Raw genomic sequence first — 17,167 nt, 5'->3', positions numbered from 1 at the left:
GAGCGAACGTGGTGAGACGCTACGCCTTCCGGCTGCCCCGGCACCCGGCGTCCGTCGGTCTCGCGCGACGCCGGGTGCGGGACCATCTGACCGACTGGGGGCACGGGCCCGACGCCCCGTCGCTGGCCGACGCCGTGCTGCTCGTGTCCGAGCTCGCCACCAACGCCGTACGCCACGGGCCGCGCACGGAGGCCGAGTTCGAGGTCGCCGTGACCGCGCTCGCCGACGGCTCCTGCCTCATCGAGGTCTCCGACGAGGGCCGCCACATACCCCGCCTCCTGCCCGTCGACGACACCGAGGAGGCGGGCCGGGGCCTGCACCTGGTGGAGCACATCGCCGCGGCGTGGGGCGTGTGGAGCCGCGGCAGCCACGGCAAGACGGTGTGGGCGCTGATACACGCCCAGGCGTAGTCCGCACGCCCTCCGTCGGCGCGGCCCTACACCGGCACGAGCGCCCGCACCGGCAACGTCACCGTCACCGCAAGCCCCGCACCCGGCGCCGTACGCACCCCCACCTCGCCCCCGTGCGCCTGGGCCACCCCCTGCACGATCGCCATCCCCAGCCCGCTGCCCGCGCCGCCTCCCGCGCGGAAGAAGCGGTCGAAGATACGGGCCGCGTCCTGCTCGTCCAGCCCGGGCCCGTCGTCGGCGACGCACAGCCGCACCACCCCGTCGTCCTCCCGCTCCACCCCGAGCCGCACCGGCACGTCGGCGGGCGTGTGGATGCGCACGTTGGCCAGCAGGTTGCCGAGGATCTGGCGCAGCCCGGACTCGTCGGCGTGCACCAGCACCGAGCCGTCGGCACGGACGGATATGGGCCGCTCCGGCTGCTGGACGCGCAGATCCTCGGCCGCCTCACGCACCAGACGGCTCACGTCGACGTTGCGGAAGCGCAGTTCGGGCTGCTGGTCGAGGCGGGCGAGGGTGAGCAGTTCGTCGACGAGCCGGCCCATGCGGTCGGCCTCCGCGAGCACCCGCTCCCAGGCGCGTTTGCGGTCGGCCGGGTCACGCAGCATGCCCTTGTCGTAGAGCTGGAGGTAGCCGCGGATCGCGGACAGCGGCGTGCGCAGTTCGTGCGAGGCGTCGGCGACGAAGCGGCGCAGCTGGGCCGCGCTGCGCTCGCGCGTGCGGTACGCCGACTCCACCTGGTGGAGCATGGAGTTGAGGGCGAGCCGCAACTGCTCGACCTCCAGGGTGGGCTCACGGCTGGACGGCACGCGCCGGGTGAGGTCGCCCTCGGCGATGGCCGTCGATGTCTCGACCATGTCCTCCAGGGGCTGGGTGCGGCGGCGCACGCTGACCATCGTCAGCCAGGCCAGCATGGCCAGCAGCAGCGTGCCGGCGGCGAGGTCGAGCTTGACGGCCCGGGCGACGACCTGGTGCAGCGACTCGGTCGAGGTGGCGAGCAGCACGGTCGTGCCGTCGCCGAGCTGCCCGGCGGTGACGCGGTACTGGTCGCCCCGCACCTCGACGTCGTGCGGCTCGGTGTCGGCGGCGAGGGCCGCCGGGTCGTCCACTGCGACGGCCAGGGCGCGCTGGGTGTCGGTCGGGGCGAGACCGCCGATGGTTCTGGCCTGCCCGCCGCGGTCCACGGCCACGAAGACCGAGCCCTGCACCGGTGAGTCGGCCTCGGCGCCCGCGGAGTCGGGTGCCAGCTTTTCGCTGAGGGCGAACAGCGCGGCCATCGAGTCGACCTGCTCGAACGTCAGCGGCACGTCGCCGATCGAGTCCCTGGACAGCATCAGCTGCCGGTCGACGGCGTCGAGCAGATAGAGCTTTATGCCCATCACACTGACGCAGGTCGCCACGACGACACCGAGGGCCAGCAGCAGCACGTTCGCCAGAGTCAGCTTGCCGCGCAGTGAGCGCGGGCCGCGCTCGCAGCGCCACGTCGGCCGCCTCATGCCAGCCCGTACCCGACGCCGCGCCGGGTGGTGATCACCGGCGGTCCCAACGTGTCCAGCTTGCGCCGCAGATAGCTGATGTAGGTCTCCACGACGGTCGACTCGGGCGGCAGGTGCTCGTACTGCCAGACGTGCCGCAGCAGTTGCTCCTTGGGCACGATCCGGCCGCCGTTGCGCACGAGGAAGCGCAGCAGCGCGTACTCCGTCGGGGTCAGCTCGACGGACTTGCCCGCGCGGTGCACGCAGTACGTCGTCTCGTCCAGCTCCAGATCGCCGTACCGCAGGGGCGGTCGCTGCGGCAGGACGTCGGCGGGGCGGGTGCGGCGCAGCACCGCGGCGACTCTGGCGACCACCTCGTCGATGTTGAACGGCTTGGTGATGTAGTCGTCGCCGAAGCCGAGGGCGCCGACGATCTCCGCGGGCGAGTCGCGCGCGGTGAGGAAGACCAGCGCCAGGTCGGGGCGCCGCTCGCGTAGTTCACGTCCCAGCGCCCGGCCGTCGCCGTCCGGGAGCATGACGTCGAGCAGCGCCGCGTCGGGCCGGGTGCGCTCGGCCAGGGTGAGCGCCTCGCGGACGGTGCCCGCGGTCATGACCTCGAAACGGTGGTAGCGCAGGGCGATCGCGAGGACGTCGGCGATGCTCACCTCGTCCTCCACGACCAGCACGGTGCCGGGAGCCGTCGTCATGCCCCCAGTATCGGCGCGGGCACTGACAACGGGGCCCGGTTCGCTTTGGAGTTCCTTGAGAGTCATGGCCGGGTCGTGTCCACGCCCGCGTCGCGCCGCCAATCCTGTTGCGCAGGACCTGGGGGACCAACCGACTTGCGACGAAGGAGCGTTGAGCGTGGCGACATTGGCACGGTGGTGCTATCGGCACCGGCTGGTGGTCCTGGTGCTGTGGGTGGGGGCGCTGTTCGGACTGGGCTTCACGGCGACGACGGCGGGCACGGACTACGCGAACGTGTTCTCCCTGCCGAACACCGACTCCAAACGCGCGTACGACCTGATGGAGAAGGCCTTCCCGGAGAGCGCCGGTGACACCGACACGGTGGTGTGGAAGGTCGACGAGGGCTCGGTGCGGGACGCGGACGTACGGTCCCGGATCGAGCCCGCGCTGGCCGAGATCGGCCGGATGGACGGCGTCGGCGAGGTCGCCGGCCCGTACGCCGGTGAGCGGGGCGCGGCGCAGATCAGCCGGGACGGGCGGATCGCGTACGCACAGGTCACCTTCACCGAGCAGTCGAACGCCATCCCGGTGCAGCTGATCGAGGACGTCGTCGACACCGCACAGGCGGCCGAACGCGACGGCCTGCAGGTCGAGCTGGGCGGCCAGGCGATCGCCCGCACGCAGGAGCCGCCCACCGGCACGGCCGAGCTGGTCGGCATCGTGGCGGCGGCGATCGTGCTGTTCCTCGCCTTCGGCTCGCTGTTCGCGATGCTGCTGCCGATCGTCGTGGCGATCTTCGGTGTGGGCACCGGCATGCTCTCGACGATGCTGCTCAGCCATGTCACGAACGTGCCCGATGTGGCCCCGCTCCTGGGCTCGCTGATCGGCCTCGGCGTCGGCATCGACTACGCGCTGTTCATCGTCACCCGGCACCGGCGCGGCATCCTGCGCGGTACGAAGCCGGAGGAGGCGGCCGTCACCGCCCTCAACACCTCCGGCCGCGCGGTGCTGTTCGCGGGCGGCACGGTCTGCATCGCGCTGGCCGGCATGCTCGTGATGAACCTGCGTTTCCTGGACGGTGTGGTCATCGGGACCTCCCTCACCGTCGTGTTCAGCGTCCTCGCGGCCGTCACGCTGCTGCCCGCGCTGCTGGGCCTGCTCGGCATGCGGGTGCTCAGCCGCCGGCAGCGGCACCGGCTGGCCCATGCGGGACCGGAGCCGGCGGAGGCGAGCGGGCTTGCGGCGCGCTGGTCGTCGTACGTCCAAAGGCGCCCGCGCGCGATCGCGGCGCTGGCGCTCGCGGTCATGGTGGTGTTGTCCCTGCCCGTCCTGTCCATCCGCCTGGGCGCCACCGACCAGGGCAACCACCAGGAGACGACGACCACCCGGCAGGCGTACGACCTGCTCGCGGAGGGCTTCGGCCCCGGCTTCAACGGCCCGCTCCAGGTCGTGGTCGACGGCCAGGTCCCCGACTCGCTCGTCTCGCGCATCGAGTCGACCGAGGGCGTCGCCCAGGTGGTCGCCGTACCGCCCGCGAACGACGTCACCGTGATCCAGGTGGTGCCGACGACGTCACCGCAGTCCGAGGAGACGGACCGGCTGATCGACGTGCTGCGCGACGAGGTGATCCCGGCGTCGGGCGCCGAGGCCCATGTGGGTGGCGTGACGGCGGTCTTCAAGGACTTCGCGTCGGTGACGGGCGACCGACTGCCGTACTTCATCGCGACGATCATCGCGCTCGGCTTCCTGCTGCTCCTGGTCGCCTTCCGCTCGCTGGTCGTCCCGCTGACGGCGGCGGTGATGAACCTGATCGCGGCGGCCGCGTCCTTCGGTGTCCTGGTGGCGATCTTCCAGTGGGGCTGGGGCACGGAGCTGCTCGGCATCGGCAAGGAGGGCCCGATCACGGCGTTCCTGCCGGTCATCATGCTGTCCCTGCTGTTCGGCCTGTCGATGGACTACCAGGTGTTCCTGGTGAGCCGGATGCACGAGGAGTGGGTGCACACCAAGGACAACGCGCGGGCGGTGAGGGTCGGCCTCGCGGAGACCAGCCGGGTCATCAACTGCGCGGCCCTGATCATGATCTGCGTCTTCTCCGCCTTCGTCCTGAGCGGCGACATGGAGGGCGCGATGGCGGGCATCGGCCTGGCGGCGGCGGTCGCGCTGGATGCGTTCATCCTGCGTACGGCGCTGGTGCCGGCGGCGATGCATCTGCTGGGGCGGGCCAACTGGTGGCTGCCGGCGGGGCTGGAGAAGCGGCTGCCGCATCTGGCGGTGGAGCCGAAGGAGGAGCCGGTGGAGACGGTGCCCGAAGGGCCGTCATCGGTGATCCACGGCTTCATCCGCACGGCGGAAGGGGAGCCGGTGGATGGGGCGGCGGTGACGCTGCTGTCGCGTGGAGGTCGGCAGCTCGACCGGGTGACGTCCCTGGCGGACGGCTCGTACATCGTGGCGGTGCCGGGGCCGGGGGCGTATCTGCTGGCGGCGACGGCGAGCGGGCTGGGCTCCCGGGCACGGCATGTGGTCGTGGGGGAGGGGCCGTTGGTGTACGACGTGGAGTTGGCGGAGGTGGCTGAGGGGGAGGTGGACGCGGTCAACTAGCTGTCCGCTGTCCGGCTTTCAGGATCTTCTCGACATCGAGGGTGACCTTGGCGCCGATGGATTCAGGGAGCGTGACGATCTCGCCTGGGGCGTGGACGCGGTGGTTCGCGTACTCGTCCTCGGCGGGGTCGGTAAGGACGTGGAGGCGCTGGTGCTTGCGGTCGACGATGACGTAGACCGGGACCTTGGCGTTGGCATAAGCGGTGACCTTGGTCTGGAGATCGATCTTCCAGTTGCTGGAGGTCACCTCCAGAACCAACCGGAAGGCGACGGGGTCGTAAGCGTTGTTCTCGACGTAGTAGTCGTCGATGTCGGCATCCACCACGGACAGGTCAGGTGTGGCGTAGTCCTCGGGACCATCGGGGAGCCAGATGCTGATGTTCTGCAGGACTTCGGTCTCGCTTCCGGCCAGCCCAGCCTCGGCGAAGGGGTCCCTCAGCCGGTCCAAGGCCCGTGCATGGGGGGCGTCCGGGGACGGGGTCACGAGGATCTGGCCTCCGATGATCTCGACGCGATAGCCCGGACGTCGCTCCATGATCTCGTCGGCCAGGACCGTTAGCGGCCGAGCACCGAAGGGCCGCTCAACAGCTGCTGCGGACATCACGTGCCTCCCGTGGGCTGGTGTCGAGAGCATCATCGTAGGCAGCCCTGATGCATGGTGTCCCGTGACGGACGCTTCACCCCAAAGTGGATCACTCCCCCCGCCCCTTGACTGCCGGATCCGGCAACACCCGCGTCATCCCCGGCAAGAAGTCCGTGAACAGCTCATGCACCTCGTGCACCAGCGGCCGCAGCACCCGGAAGCGGGACAGGTACACGCCCCGCGCGGTGAGCCGCGCCCCCCGCTCCGCCAGCCGGTAGCTGCGCTCACGCCCCTCCGTGCGGTCGAAGATCCAGTACAGGACGAGGCCCATCTGGGACAGCCACATCAGCTCCGGCAGCACGTCCCGCAGCTCCTGGGGGACCTTGGCCTTCGAACCGGCGAGCACCTCCCTGTGGACGCTGATCGCCTCCACGCGCGCGTGCTCCGACTCCGGGGAGAACGGGCTGAGCGGGCTGTCGGGATCGGCGGCGTTCTTGAAGAACTGCACCGCGAACTCGTGGTACGGCTTCGCCACGTCCAGCCACACCCGGAGCACGCCCGCGAGCCGTGCCTCCAGGTCGGTCTCCCGGTCCAGCACCTCCCGGACCGCCGCCTGGTGCTCGGCGGCGATCCGGTCGTAGAAGCCCTGGATCAGGTGTTCCTTGCCGGCGAAGTAGTAGTACGCGTTGCCGACGGAGACCCCGGCCTCCTGCGCGATGGCCCGCATGGTGGTCTTGTCGTACCCGCGCTCCCGGAACAGCCGCATCGCCGTCTCCAGGATCAGCGCACGGGTCTGCTCGGACTTGGTGGGCACGTTCTGCGGGTTCTTGGCGTCCTCGGGCACGGAAAGAGCCTAGTCAGTGGGACAGGCGCCGCCCGCGCAGCCCGGTGGGACGTACATCCAGCCCAGGTCCGGCTGGTACGTCCACCCCTCCGCGCGCCGGTACGCCTGCCCGCCCCACTGACCGCCGCGCCACTTCGCGGCGGCCAGCGCGGCCTGCCTGGCGACCCGCATCCCCGCCGGGGAGCTGAGGCGATGCGCGAGTCCCCTGTGCTCGCGCAGCGCCCACAGCGTCACGATCCAGGCGGCGGCGCCCTGATACACCTGGCCGCCGTCCCCGACGACGGTGATGTCGTCGAGGGTGGCGCGGTGGTCGAGGCCCGGGAAGCGCCGTTGGGCCTCGGCGGAACCGGCCGGTACCAGTTCCAGCGGCACCAGCTGCCGCTGCCGTACGAGCCAGTCGCGCACGAAGGTGCACAGGGCGCACTGGGCGTCGTACAGCACGGTCAGCCGGCGAACCGGGACGCGCACCGCGCCCCGGCCCCCCTCCGGGACCGTTGCGGTGCTCCCGCCCCGGCCCCCCTCCGCGCCCGCGGTCCCCACGGTGCTCACGCCCCGGCCGCCGGAGCGACCCAGTTCTGCGGCGGGACCGGCGGCAGCTGCTCCCGCTCCATCGCCCCGCGCCGCCGGATCCGGTTGAGTACGTACACGTTGCCCAGGTGCATCACCCCGAGCACCAGCAGCACCACGCCCAGCTTGGTCGACAGCGCCTCGAAGATGCCGCGCGTGTCGGTGATGGTCTCGTCGCCGCTCAGATACAGCGCGACGAAGCCGAGGTTGACCAGATAGAAGCCGACCACCAGCAGGTGGTTGACGGCGTCGGCCAGCTTCTCGTTGCCGTGCAGTACGTCGGCCAGGAAGATCCGCCCGTTGCGGCTGAGCGTACGGGCCACCCAGACGGTCAGGGCGATGCTGACGACCAGGTAGATGACGTAGGCGACGACCGTGCGGTCCATGTCCCCCACCCTTTCTTGAACGCGTTCAAAACGCTGACAGGGAAGACTGTAGCCCTGTTTTTGAACACGTTCAAGGTGGGTGTGCGGGTGCCTCGCGTCACGGTCTTCGGCCGAGCTCCGGCCGTTTGCTGTAGTCCGTGAACCCGAGGACGTTGCCCCAGGGGTCGGCGATCTCGACGGCCCATCCGGTGGCCACGGGACTCGGCTCGTCGAGCAGGGTGATGCCCGCGGCGGTCAGCGCCTCGGCCGCCGCCCGCGCGTCCGGCACCTCCACCCACACCCGCGGGGACGGCCACGGCGGCGGCCGGTGCCCGAACTCGTCCTCCTGGCGCAGCAGGAGCCCGGGCGTCTCGCCCCCGACCTTCAGCAACGCGATCCCGGCCTCGTCGAGCCGGAACCCCGTCGTGAACCCGGCCCGCTCGTAGAAACCCACGGCCTCACCGAGGTCCCCGACGGGCAACAGCACGTTGTCGAAACCGAGCAGCTCGTACGACTCGTCATCTGACATGACGTCAGCGTAGGGCGGCGAGCGGCCGAACCCCGGCATTGTCAGTGGCGGCCCGTACTGTCGTCGGCATGGCAATCGTGACGTTCGTCGACGAGACGACGACGGGGGACAGGGGCGCGGGCTGGGAGCTGGACGTCGCCGAGGAGCGGCTCACCGTGGGTGAGTTGATCCGGCGCCGGGTGTTCCAGGAGGTCGCCGAGTACAACGCGCGCACGCCGGGCGTGTTCCAAGGGCTGGTGCAGCCCTCGGACGCCGAGCGGGTGCTGAACGGATACGCGCTGCGCACGGCCCGGCGGATAGACCCCGAGGCGCAGACCGAGCTGGCGCTGAAGGCCTTCGCGGGCAACGGCTTCCTGGTCCTTGTGGGGGACCGTCAGGTCACCGACGTGGACGAGGAGGTCGAGCTGGCGCTCGGCACCGAGGTCACGTTCCTCAAGCTCGTCCCGCTGGTGGGTGGCTGATGATCACATCGACTTCCGCGTTCGCCGCACAGGTCCGCGGCATCCTGGACCTGATCGCCGCCGGGGACGCCGAAGGGGCGGTGCCCGAGCTGCTCACCATGGCCGAGACGATCGACGACCACTGGAGCTGGGAGGGCCGCAAGGTCTTCGACGCGCTGCGGGACGCCGACCGCCGTTTCCAGGCGGCCCTGGTGCACCACCTGGCCGCCCGCTACCACGATGTGGAGGCGAGCGCGGTCGTCCGCCGCCGGATCGTGCACCTGCTCGACAGCATCGAGGGTGCGGAACTCGTCGAGGACCAGCCGCGTGACACCCGGTCCGCGCTGATCCGGCTGACCGCCGAGCGGGACACGCAGTACGACACCGACCAGCTGATCCGGCTCGCGGAGCTGGAACTGGCCGAGGGCCGCGATCTCCCCGGCGACTTCGTCGCCCTGATCCGCCGCTCCCACCTTCTGCTCTGGAACGGCGCGAGTGAACTCGGAGACCTGGTGAAGCGCCTGACCCACCCGGTCCTGAACCCCGGCGAGGCCTGGTCCGACCAGGCGCTGGCGGACCTCTCCGGCCGCGGCGAGGACTGGCACCGGCTGCTCGCCCACGCGGCCACCGCCACGTCCGCCCGCCCCACGGCGAAGTGGGAGCGGACGGGCCGGTCCCTGATCGACGCCGTCGGGCCGGAGACCGTGCGGGAGCGGGTGCTGCCCTGGCTGGGCCTGGTCGGCCGGCCGCGTACGCGCCCACTGCTGCCCGAGTACTACGGAGCGAATCCCAACGACACCCTCGACCCCTACAACGCCACCGCGCTGCGCGGCCTGACCTGGCTGCTCTCCTTCCTGCCCGCCCACGCCGAGACCGCGCGAATCCTCGGTGCGCTGGTGGAGACCTGCCTGAAGAAGGTCGCGGGGCTCGGCCCGCGCAACCCCAAGGTCGCCAACGCCGCCGTCAACGCCCTGGCCCGTATCGACGGCGAGGCCGCCCTCGCCGAACTGGCCCGGCTCACCACCCGCGTCACCTACAAGGGCACGCTCAAGCTGCTCGACACCGCGCTCGACACGCGTGCGGAGGCACTGGGCCTCGGCCGGGACGAGATCGAGGAGCTGGCGGTGCCGGCGTACGGCCTCACCGATGTCGGCCACGCCAGGTACGCGTTCGGGGACGCCACCGCCGAGCTGCGCGTCGACGGCACCCGGGCGGTGTTGAGCTGGCAGAACGCGGCGGGGAGGCCGGTCAAGGCCGTCCCGGCGGCGGTCCGCCGCGACCACGCCGACGAGCTGAAGGAACTCAAGGCCGCGGTCAAGGACATCGACAAGATGCTCACGGCCCAGAGCGAGCGGCTCGACCGGCAGTTCCTCACCCGGCGCACCTGGACCTACGCCGCCTGGCGCGAGCGCTACCTCGACCACCCCCTCGTCGGCACGCTCGCCCGCCGCCTCCTGTGGACCGTCGACGGCACGACCGTCGGCTACGCGGACGGCGCCCTGCGCACCCTCACCGACGACCCGGTCACGCACGGCACCGAGGTCGAACTGTGGCACCCGGTCGGCCACGAGCCCGCGCACATCGTCGCCTGGCGCGACTGGCTGGAACGCCACAGCATCACCCAGCCGTTCAAGCAGGCCCACCGCGAGGTGTACCTGCTGACGGACGCCGAGCGCACGACGCACACGTACTCCAACCGGTTCGCGGCGCACATCCTGCGCCAGCACCAGTTCCACGCCCTGGCCGCGATCCGGGGCTGGCGCAACAAGCTCCGCCTGTGCGTCGACGACGAGGCCCCGCCCGCCACCCGTGAGCTGCCGCAGTGGGGACTGCGCGCCGAGTACTGGATCGAGGGCGAGGGCGAGAACTACGGCGTCGACACCACCGAGTCCGGCAGCTACCTGCGGCTGCGCACCGACCAGGTCCGCTTCTACCCGATCGACGCCCCGGAGAACTCGGCGCACTGCTGCGGCGGCGAGTACCGCATGTGGCTGCGCGACGGCGCCGACCCGGTCGACCCGATCCCCCTCGCCGACATCCCGCCCCTCGTGCTGTCCGAAGTCCTGCGCGACGTCGACCTGTTCGTCGGTGTCGCCAGCGTCGGCAACGACCCGACCTGGCAGGACGGCGGCCCCGACGGCCGCTTCCGCGAGTACTGGACGTCGTACGGCTTCGGCGAACTGGGCCAGAGCGCCGAAACCCGCCGCGCCCTGCTCGAACGCCTGATACCGAGGCTCGCGATAGCCGGCCGCTGCACGCTGGAGGGCCGCTTTTTGCAGGTGAAGGGCGAGCGCCACATGTACAAGATCCACCTCGGCTCGGGCAACATCCTGATGAGCCCGAACGACCAGTACCTGTGCATCGTCCCCAAGTCCACCCCGGGCGCCCCGCAGGCCGGTTACCTGCCCTACGAGGGCGACCGGATGCTCGCGGTCATCCTCAGCAAGGCGATGATGCTGGCGGACGACACGAAGATCACCGACCCGACCATCCTGAGCCAGCTCTAGGGCCTGTCTGACAATTCCCGCCTGCCGGGCGGGCGGACGACAGGAATTGCCAGACAGGCCCTGGACACGCGGAGGCCCCGCCTCCGGTGTGTCACCGGCGGACGGGGCCCTCACCGCACTGTGCGGGACGGAGCGCGCAGCAGCTCAGAAGCGGCGCGTGATCAGTGCCTTCTTCACCTCGGCGATCGCCTTGGTGACCTCGATACCGCGCGGGCAGGCGTCCGTGCAGTTGAACGTCGTACGGCAGCGCCACACGCCGTCGCGGTCGTTGAGGATCTCCAGACGCTGCTCAGCGGCCTCGTCACGCGAGTCGAAGATGAACCGGTGGGCGTTGACGATCGCCGCCGGGCCGAAGTACTGGCCGTCGTTCCAGAACACCGGGCACGAGGAGGTGCAGGCCGCGCACAGGATGCACTTCGTCGTGTCGTCGAAACGCTCCCGGTCCTCGGCGGACTGCAGACGCTCACGCGTCGGCTCGTTGGTGTCCTTCGTGATCAGGAAGGGCATCACGTCGCGGTACGCCTGGAAGAACGGCTCCATGTCGACGACCAGGTCCTTCAGGACCGTCAGGCCCTTGATGGGCTCGACCGTGATCGGCTTCTCGGGGTTGATGTCCTTGATCAGGGTCTTGCAGGCAAGGCGGTTCTTGCCGTTGATCCGCATGGCGTCCGAGCCGCAGATGCCGTGCGCGCAGGAGCGACGGAACGTCAGGGTGCCGTCCAGGTCCCACTTGATCTTGTGCAGACCGTCGAGGACACGCTCCTTGGGGTCGATCTCCAGCTGGAAGTCTTCCCAGGTCGCGTCCGCCGAGACCTCCGGGTTGAAGCGGCGGACCCGGAAGGTGACGGTGATGTAAGGCGAGGCGGCGGAGTCCGCTTCGACCTTGTCCAGAACAGGGGTAGCCATCAGTACTTACGCTCCATCGGCTGGTAGCGGGTCTGGACGACCGGCTTGTAGTCGAGACGGACGGTTTCGGACCCGTCGGCGCCGACCTCGCGGTACGCCATGGTGTGGCGCATGAAGTTGACGTCGTCGCGGTTGGGGTAGTCCTCGCGGTAGTGACCGCCGCGGGACTCCTTGCGGGCCAGCGCGGACACCGCCATGACCTCGGCCAGGTCGAGCAGGTTGCCCAGCTCGATGGCCTCCAGCAGGTCCGTGTTGAACCGCTTGCCCTTGTCCTGGATCGCCACGTTCTTGTACCGCTCGCGCAGCTCGGCGATCTTCTCGACGGCCGTCTTGATCGTCTGCTCGGTGCGGAACACCATGACGTTGGCGTCCATGGTCTCCTGCAGCTCACGCCGCAGGGTCGCCACCCGCTCGTTGCCCGTCGACGTCCGCAGCCGCTCGATCTGCTCCAGCACGAGCGACTCCGGGTTGTCCGGCAGCTCGACGAAGTCCGCCTTCTGCGCGTACTCCGCCGCCGCGATGCCGGCCCGCTTGCCGAAGACGTTGATGTCCAGCAGCGAGTTGGTGCCGAGTCGGTTGGCGCCGTGCACGGACACGCAGGCGACCTCACCGGCGGCGTACAGGCCCGGGACGACGGTGGTGTTGTCCGCCAGGACCTCACCCTCGACGTTGGTGGGGATACCGCCCATCGCGTAGTGCGCGGTCGGCTGGATCGGGATCGGGTCCGTGTACGGCTCGATGCCCAGGTAGGTGCGCGCGAACTCGGTGATGTCCGGCAGCTTGGCGTCCAGCTGCTCCGGCGGCAGGTGGGTGAGGTCCAGGTAGACGTGGTCGCCCTCGGGGCCGCAGCCGCGTCCCTCACGGATCTCGGTGTAGATGGAGCGGGACACGACGTCACGGGACGCCAGGTCCTTCATCACCGGCGCGTACTTCTCCATGAAGCGCTCGCCGTCCTTGTTGCGCAGGATGCCGCCCTCACCGCGGGCGCCCTCCGTCAGCAGGATGCCCATGCGCCAGATGCCGGTCGGGTGGAACTGGAAGAACTCCATGTCCTCCAGCGGCAGCCCGCGCCGGTACACCGCCGCCTGGCCGTCACCGGTCAGCGTGTGCGCGTTCGACGTCACCTTGAAGAACTTGCCGCAGCCGCCGGACGCGTAGATCACGGCCTTCGCCTGGAAGACGTGGATCTCACCGGTCGCCAGCTCGTACGCCACGACACCGGCCGAGCGCTTGATGCCGTCGACCTCGGTGATCAGCTGGTCCAGGACGTAGAACTCGTTGAAGAACTCCACGCCCTCCTTGACGCAGTTCTGGTACAGCGTCTGGAGGATCATGTGGCCGGTGCGGTCGGCGGCGTAGCAGGAGCGGCGGACCGGGGCCTCGCCGTGGTTGCGGCTGTGCCCGCCGAAGCGGCGCTGGTCGATCGTGCCGTTCGGGGTCCGGTTGAACGGCAGGCCCATCTTCTCCAGGTCGAGGACCGAGTCGATGGCCTCCTTCGCCAGGATCTCGGCGGCGTCCTGGTCGACCAGGTAGTCACCGCCCTTGACCGTGTCGAAGGTGTGCCACTCCCAGTTGTCCTCCTCCACGTTGGCCAGCGCGGCAGCCATGCCGCCCTGCGCGGCGCCCGTGTGGGAGCGGGTGGGGTAGAGCTTGGTCAGCACGGCGGTGCGGCTGCGCTTCGTCGACTCGATGGCCGCGCGCATGCCCGCGCCACCGGCGCCGACGATGACGGTGTCGTACTTGTGGATCTTCATGAGTGGTTTACCTCAGCCCCGTGCCTAGCGGATGTTCGGGTCGAAGGTGAAGATCACCAGCGTGCCCAGCAGGATCGTGAACACCGTGGCGGTGTACAGCAGGCCCTTCAGCCACAGGCGCGTGTTCGCGCGCTCCGCGTAGTCGTTGATGATCGTGCGCAGACCGTTGGCGCCGTGCAGCATCGCCAGCCACAGCATCAGCAGGTCCCAGACCTGCCAGAACGGGGACGCCCAGCGGCCGGCCACGAAGGCGAAGCCGATCTTGGAGACGCCGCCGTCCAGCACGAGCTGGATCAGCAGGTGGCCGATGACCAGGACGACCAGCACGATGCCGGACAGCCGCATGAAGAGCCAGGCGGCCATCTCGAAGTTGCCGCGCGTGGACTTCGGGGTCTTCTTGGTGCGCTTGCGCGGGGGCTCGATGAGCGGCGCCGGGTTGTCGACCGTGTAGACGGAGGCGCCCTCGACGGGGCCGATACCGGAAGCGGTGGTCTCAGTCGTGGACATGCGCGTCAGCTCCCGAAGACTTCACGAGCGGCGTGGCCGAGGACGGGGTACATCGCCCCGAGCATCAGCACGACCCAGACGGCCATGACGGTCCAGAGCATGTGCTTCTGGTAGCGCGCGCCCTTCGACCAGAAGTCGACGGCGATGACGCGCAGGCCGTTGAGCGCGTGGAAGAGGATGGCGGCGACGAGGCCGTACTCCAGCACGGCGACGAGCGGCGTCTTGTAGGTGGCCACGACCTCGTCGTATGCCTCGGGGGAGACACGGACGAGAGCGGTGTCCAGCACGTGTACGAACAGGAAGAAGAAGATGAGGACGCCGGTGACTCGGTGAGCCACCCAGGACCACATTCCTTCCCGGCCGCGGTACAGCGTTCCAGCCGGCACGGAAGAACCCTCCGGGAGCGGGGACTGGGGCCTGCCGGCTTCGGTGTCGGACGGGCCCGGCCGGGTACGGTCCACCGGCCCCCAGCATCGTAGCGACGCGCTGCCGCTGGGCTGAGGCGGGGTCCGGGTATGTGATCAAACTGGCAGTCGATCGGGCTATTCGGGGTGGGGTGTGCTGTTATGTGCCGGGTGCGGGTGCATTGTGGCTGGTCGCGCAGTTCCCCGCGCCCCTTAGGGCGTTCACCAGCCGTCCTCTTGCTAGGCGGCGGAGTTCTTCTGACGCTATGACCCGTTCCTCTTCCGGATCGTTTGTCAATCGTGACCGGATGGCTGCCAGGAGGCGGTCGAGGATCTCGGCCTGGGGTGTGTCGTCCAGGCAGATGACGAACACGTGTCCGAAGCGGGCCTCGTAGGCCGCGTGTGCCGCGCTCAGGGCCGTGTGGGCGGCGGAGTACGTGTCCGCCGGGAGTGTGGGCAGGGACTCGGCTGCCAGGGCCTCGGCCAGGTCCGCAGTGGTCAGGTCGTACGCTGCCTCGTCCGCCGCCGCCAGCAGGGCGTCCGCGTCCGGGTACGGGCGGTGGTCGGCGACCCGCCGGGCCCAGCGGGGGCTGTGGAGGCAGCTCAGCAGCATGCGTCGCAGTTCCGCGACGGGGGCGGTGTTGAAGTGCTCCACCGGTATGGCGGTGCCGGGGAGGTCTGGGAGACGGTGCGCAGGCAGCGTGGGTCCTCGTGGGCGTCACGTGTGTCGGCAGGGGATGCTGTGAGAGATGTGCCGTCACGTTATCGAGAGTGGTCACGGCGTGTCCGAGGGATGCCTGAAATTCACCCGGACGGGAGAGTTTAAGGACGCGAGGTGGACGCTGTTGGTCGTACGTTGGCGGGGTGAGCCAGCACAGGCGCCGGGCGCCGGCGCGAAGCGTGACGCGGAGGCGGTTGCTGATCGCGGTGGTTGTCGCCGCGGTCATGCTGACCGGACTGGGCCTGGGGCTGTGGGTCGGAGGTGACGGCGCCGGACCGGCCGGTACGACGGCCCGGGCGCCCGGCACCACGTCCGCGAGCCCGTCCGACCCCGCGGCGGCCGCCGCGCCGACCCCGACGCCCACCCGCTCCTACCCCCTGTCCACGACGCCGCAGACCATTCCGGCCGTACGTGACCACTCCCCGGCGCGCGGCCCCGGCTGGCGTCCCGAGCGGGGGCAGCGTGTCGTGGTGAACGACGCCGGGCTTGCCGACGAGGGGCGGCTGATAGCCGGGGAGCTGGGGCTCACCTACGCGGGGGAGAAGGGGGACACGAAGGCCGGGGATCTGCGGCTGGCGCTGAGCGGGGCGGCGGGGGCGAACCAGGAGTCGTACACCATGACCGTCCGCGGCGGGCGGGTCAGCATCAGCGCGGCCGGTGAGGCGGGGGTCTTCTACGGGACCCGCACGCTGAAGCAGACCGTGCGCGGTGAGGGTACGGCGCCCGAGGGGGTCGTGCGGGACGGGCCCGCCAAGGAGCGGCGCGGGCTGATGCTGGACATCGCCCGCAAGCACTTCACGGCCGACTGGATCGAGGACCGGGTGCGGGAGCTGGGCGACCTCAAGTTCAACGAGCTGGGGCTGCACTTCTCCGACGACCAGGGCTTTCGTATCGAGTCCAGCTCGCATCCCGAGATCGTGTCGCAGCAGCATCTGACCAAGGCGGAGGTCCGGCGGATCGTCCAACTGGCCGAGAGCCGGCACATCACCGTCGTACCGGAGATCGACTCGCCGGGGCATCTGGGGGCGGTGATCGCCGCGCATCCCGATCTGCAGTTGCGCAATGCGCAGGGGGTTGCGGCCACCGGGGCTGTCGACATCTCGAATCCGGCGGCCGCGAAGATCGTCGACGAGCTGCTCGATGAGTACGCCGGTCTGTTCCCCGGCAACCAGTGGCACCTCGGCGGCGACGAGTACCGGGCGCTCATGGCGTCCGACCCCCAGGCCTCGTACCCGCAGCTCGCGGCCGCCGCGCGGCAGGAGTACGGCGCCGGCGGGACCGTCGCCGACCTCGCCACCGGCTGGCTCAACGACCGCGCCGCCACGGTCCGCGCCCACGACCGCACACCGCGCGCCTGGAACGACGGTTTCTACGCCGGTACGTCCGTGCAGCCCGACAAGGACATCCAGGTCGCCTACTGGACGGGCAAGGAGATCGGGGCGCGGCTGCCGGTGGAGTATCTGCGGGCGGGGCGCCAGGTCATCAACTACAACGACGAGTTCCTGTACTACGTCCTCGGGCAGCCGCAGACCTTCGTCTATCCGACGGGTGAGCGGATATACGAGCAGTGGACGCCGCGGGTGTTGCGTGGGACGCAGCCGGTTGCGGCGCGCTACGACGGGCAGATACTCGGCGGTTCGTTCGCGGTGTGGTGCGACCTCGCCAACTCCCAGACGCAGGCGCAGGTCGCGGCGGGGATACGGATGCCGCTGCGGGCGACCGTCCAGAAGCTGTGGGACGAGGGCGAACCGGAGCTGTCCTGGGCGGAGTTCCGCAAGCTGGCGGATCAGCTCGACTGAGGCTTCCTCGGCTTCTTCGGCTCGTCCGTGGCTTCTTCGGGGGCTGGCCGAAAACCGTTTCTTCCGATTCCTTC

17 protein-coding genes are annotated in these 17,167 nt (G+C 70.1%); 5 read left to right on the top strand and 12 right to left on the bottom strand.

Annotation, left to right across the window (positions count from 1 at the left end; translation table 11 throughout):
• The first annotated feature begins 8 nt into the window (after positions 1-8).
• On the top strand, positions 9-410 hold the full coding sequence (locus SSP24_RS27685; RefSeq protein ID WP_141312438.1) for an ATP-binding protein: 402 nt from the start codon (positions 9-11) through the stop codon (positions 408-410).
• 26 nt (positions 411-436) lie between these two features.
• Here SSP24_RS27685 and SSP24_RS27680 read toward each other — a convergent pair whose 3' ends face one another.
• Positions 437-1,903, bottom strand: a complete 1,467-nt coding sequence (locus SSP24_RS27680; protein WP_141312437.1) for a sensor histidine kinase — start codon at positions 1,901-1,903, stop codon at positions 437-439.
• Positions 1,900-2,589 carry a response regulator transcription factor gene (locus SSP24_RS27675; RefSeq protein WP_141312436.1) on the bottom strand — a complete coding sequence of 230 codons (690 nt, stop codon included), beginning with the start codon at positions 2,587-2,589 and terminating at the stop codon, positions 1,900-1,902. The genes SSP24_RS27680 and SSP24_RS27675 overlap by 4 nt, the downstream gene beginning before the upstream one ends.
• 166 nt (positions 2,590-2,755) lie before the next feature.
• Here SSP24_RS27675 and SSP24_RS27670 point away from each other — a divergent pair, with 166 nt between their 5' ends.
• A complete protein-coding gene (locus tag SSP24_RS27670; protein ID WP_141312486.1) occupies positions 2,756-5,167 on the top strand; it encodes an MMPL family transporter in 2,412 nt (803 codons plus the stop codon).
• Here SSP24_RS27670 and SSP24_RS27665 read toward each other — a convergent pair.
• The 5 genes from SSP24_RS27665 to SSP24_RS27645 all read right to left on the bottom strand — a co-directional run bounded on the left by SSP24_RS27665 (position 5,160) and on the right by SSP24_RS27645 (position 8,055).
• Positions 5,160-5,768, bottom strand: coding sequence for a Uma2 family endonuclease (locus SSP24_RS27665; protein ID WP_141312435.1), 609 nt, complete (start codon positions 5,766-5,768; stop codon positions 5,160-5,162). The two genes, SSP24_RS27670 and SSP24_RS27665, sit on opposite strands and share 8 nt — an antisense overlap.
• 91 nt (positions 5,769-5,859) lie before the next feature.
• On the bottom strand, positions 5,860-6,594 hold the full coding sequence (locus tag SSP24_RS27660; protein ID WP_141312434.1) for a TetR/AcrR family transcriptional regulator: 735 nt from the start codon (positions 6,592-6,594) through the stop codon (positions 5,860-5,862).
• A 9-nt stretch (positions 6,595-6,603) separates the two neighbouring features.
• A complete protein-coding gene (locus tag SSP24_RS27655; RefSeq protein ID WP_141312433.1) occupies positions 6,604-7,062 on the bottom strand; it encodes a thiol-disulfide oxidoreductase DCC family protein in 459 nt (152 codons plus the stop codon).
• 77 nt (positions 7,063-7,139) lie between these two features.
• A complete protein-coding gene (locus tag SSP24_RS27650; RefSeq protein WP_141312432.1) occupies positions 7,140-7,547 on the bottom strand; it encodes a hypothetical protein in 408 nt (135 codons plus the stop codon).
• 97 nt (positions 7,548-7,644) lie between these two features.
• Positions 7,645-8,055 carry a VOC family protein gene (locus SSP24_RS27645; protein ID WP_141312431.1) on the bottom strand — a complete coding sequence of 137 codons (411 nt, stop codon included), beginning with the start codon at positions 8,053-8,055 and terminating at the stop codon, positions 7,645-7,647.
• Positions 8,056-8,123: 68 nt separating this feature from the next.
• On the opposite strand from SSP24_RS27645, the gene SSP24_RS27640 reads away from it, so the two are divergent.
• Together SSP24_RS27640 and SSP24_RS27635 are read left to right on the top strand one after the other, a co-directional pair.
• Positions 8,124-8,516, top strand: coding sequence for a hypothetical protein (locus SSP24_RS27640; RefSeq protein WP_141312430.1), 393 nt, complete (start codon positions 8,124-8,126; stop codon positions 8,514-8,516).
• Positions 8,516-11,002, top strand: a complete 2,487-nt coding sequence (locus tag SSP24_RS27635; RefSeq protein WP_229865962.1) for a DUF4132 domain-containing protein — start codon at positions 8,516-8,518, stop codon at positions 11,000-11,002. Before SSP24_RS27640 ends, SSP24_RS27635 begins: the two co-directional genes overlap by 1 nt.
• A gap of 144 nt (positions 11,003-11,146) precedes the next feature.
• On the opposite strand, the gene SSP24_RS27630 is transcribed toward SSP24_RS27635, so the two are convergent.
• The 5 genes from SSP24_RS27630 to SSP24_RS27610 form a co-directional block, all read right to left on the bottom strand.
• Positions 11,147-11,908 carry a succinate dehydrogenase iron-sulfur subunit gene (locus SSP24_RS27630; RefSeq protein ID WP_141312429.1) on the bottom strand — a complete coding sequence of 254 codons (762 nt, stop codon included), beginning with the start codon at positions 11,906-11,908 and terminating at the stop codon, positions 11,147-11,149.
• Complete coding sequence (gene sdhA / locus SSP24_RS27625; RefSeq protein WP_141312428.1) at positions 11,908-13,662, bottom strand: succinate dehydrogenase flavoprotein subunit; 1,755 nt, start codon at positions 13,660-13,662, stop codon at positions 11,908-11,910. The genes SSP24_RS27630 and sdhA overlap by 1 nt, the downstream gene beginning before the upstream one ends.
• Positions 13,663-13,686: 24 nt before the next feature.
• Positions 13,687-14,169, bottom strand: a complete 483-nt coding sequence (locus SSP24_RS27620; protein ID WP_141312427.1) for a succinate dehydrogenase hydrophobic membrane anchor subunit — start codon at positions 14,167-14,169, stop codon at positions 13,687-13,689.
• Positions 14,170-14,174: 5 nt separating this feature from the next.
• On the bottom strand, positions 14,175-14,555 hold the full coding sequence (sdhC, locus tag SSP24_RS27615) for a succinate dehydrogenase, cytochrome b556 subunit (protein WP_141312426.1): 381 nt from the start codon (positions 14,553-14,555) through the stop codon (positions 14,175-14,177).
• A gap of 178 nt (positions 14,556-14,733) precedes the next feature.
• Positions 14,734-15,228 carry a 2-oxo-4-hydroxy-4-carboxy-5-ureidoimidazoline decarboxylase gene (locus tag SSP24_RS27610; RefSeq protein WP_141312425.1) on the bottom strand — a complete coding sequence of 165 codons (495 nt, stop codon included), beginning with the start codon at positions 15,226-15,228 and terminating at the stop codon, positions 14,734-14,736.
• Positions 15,229-15,437: 209 nt separating this feature from the next.
• On the opposite strand from SSP24_RS27610, the gene SSP24_RS27605 reads away from it, so the two are divergent.
• The gene (locus tag SSP24_RS27605) at positions 15,438-17,093 is read left to right on the top strand and encodes a beta-N-acetylhexosaminidase (protein ID WP_373306779.1); all 1,656 of its coding nucleotides are present in this window, start codon (positions 15,438-15,440) and stop codon (positions 17,091-17,093) included.
• Positions 17,094-17,167: the final 74 nt, after the last annotated feature.

The sequence above is a fragment of the Streptomyces spinoverrucosus genome (assembly GCF_006539505.1).
Taxonomy (GTDB): Bacteria; Actinomycetota; Actinomycetes; order Streptomycetales; family Streptomycetaceae; genus Streptomyces; species Streptomyces spinoverrucosus.
The sequence above is the reverse complement of the archived record's forward strand: the minus strand, read 5'-3'. Positions and strand labels throughout refer to the sequence as shown.

What these genes read in the sequence shown, in the direction of transcription:
- SSP24_RS27650 (WP_141312432.1), bottom strand. Translation starts at nt 7,547, where the DNA reads ATGGACCGCACGGTCGTCGCCTACGTCATCTACCTGGTCGTCAGCATC.
- SSP24_RS27665 (WP_141312435.1), bottom strand. Translation starts at nt 5,768, where the DNA reads ATGTCCGCAGCAGCTGTTGAGCGGCCCTTCGGTGCTCGGCCGCTAACG.
- SSP24_RS27675 (WP_141312436.1), bottom strand. Translation starts at nt 2,589, where the DNA reads ATGACGACGGCTCCCGGCACCGTGCTGGTCGTGGAGGACGAGGTGAGC.
- SSP24_RS27635 (WP_229865962.1), top strand. Translation starts at nt 8,516, where the DNA reads ATGATCACATCGACTTCCGCGTTCGCCGCACAGGTCCGCGGCATCCTG.
- SSP24_RS27620 (WP_141312427.1), bottom strand. Translation starts at nt 14,169, where the DNA reads ATGTCCACGACTGAGACCACCGCTTCCGGTATCGGCCCCGTCGAGGGC.
- SSP24_RS27640 (WP_141312430.1), top strand. Translation starts at nt 8,124, where the DNA reads ATGGCAATCGTGACGTTCGTCGACGAGACGACGACGGGGGACAGGGGC.
- sdhA (WP_141312428.1), bottom strand. Translation starts at nt 13,662, where the DNA reads ATGAAGATCCACAAGTACGACACCGTCATCGTCGGCGCCGGTGGCGCG.
- SSP24_RS27630 (WP_141312429.1), bottom strand. Translation starts at nt 11,908, where the DNA reads ATGGCTACCCCTGTTCTGGACAAGGTCGAAGCGGACTCCGCCGCCTCG.
- SSP24_RS27680 (WP_141312437.1), bottom strand. Translation starts at nt 1,903, where the DNA reads ATGAGGCGGCCGACGTGGCGCTGCGAGCGCGGCCCGCGCTCACTGCGC.
- SSP24_RS27645 (WP_141312431.1), bottom strand. Translation starts at nt 8,055, where the DNA reads ATGTCAGATGACGAGTCGTACGAGCTGCTCGGTTTCGACAACGTGCTG.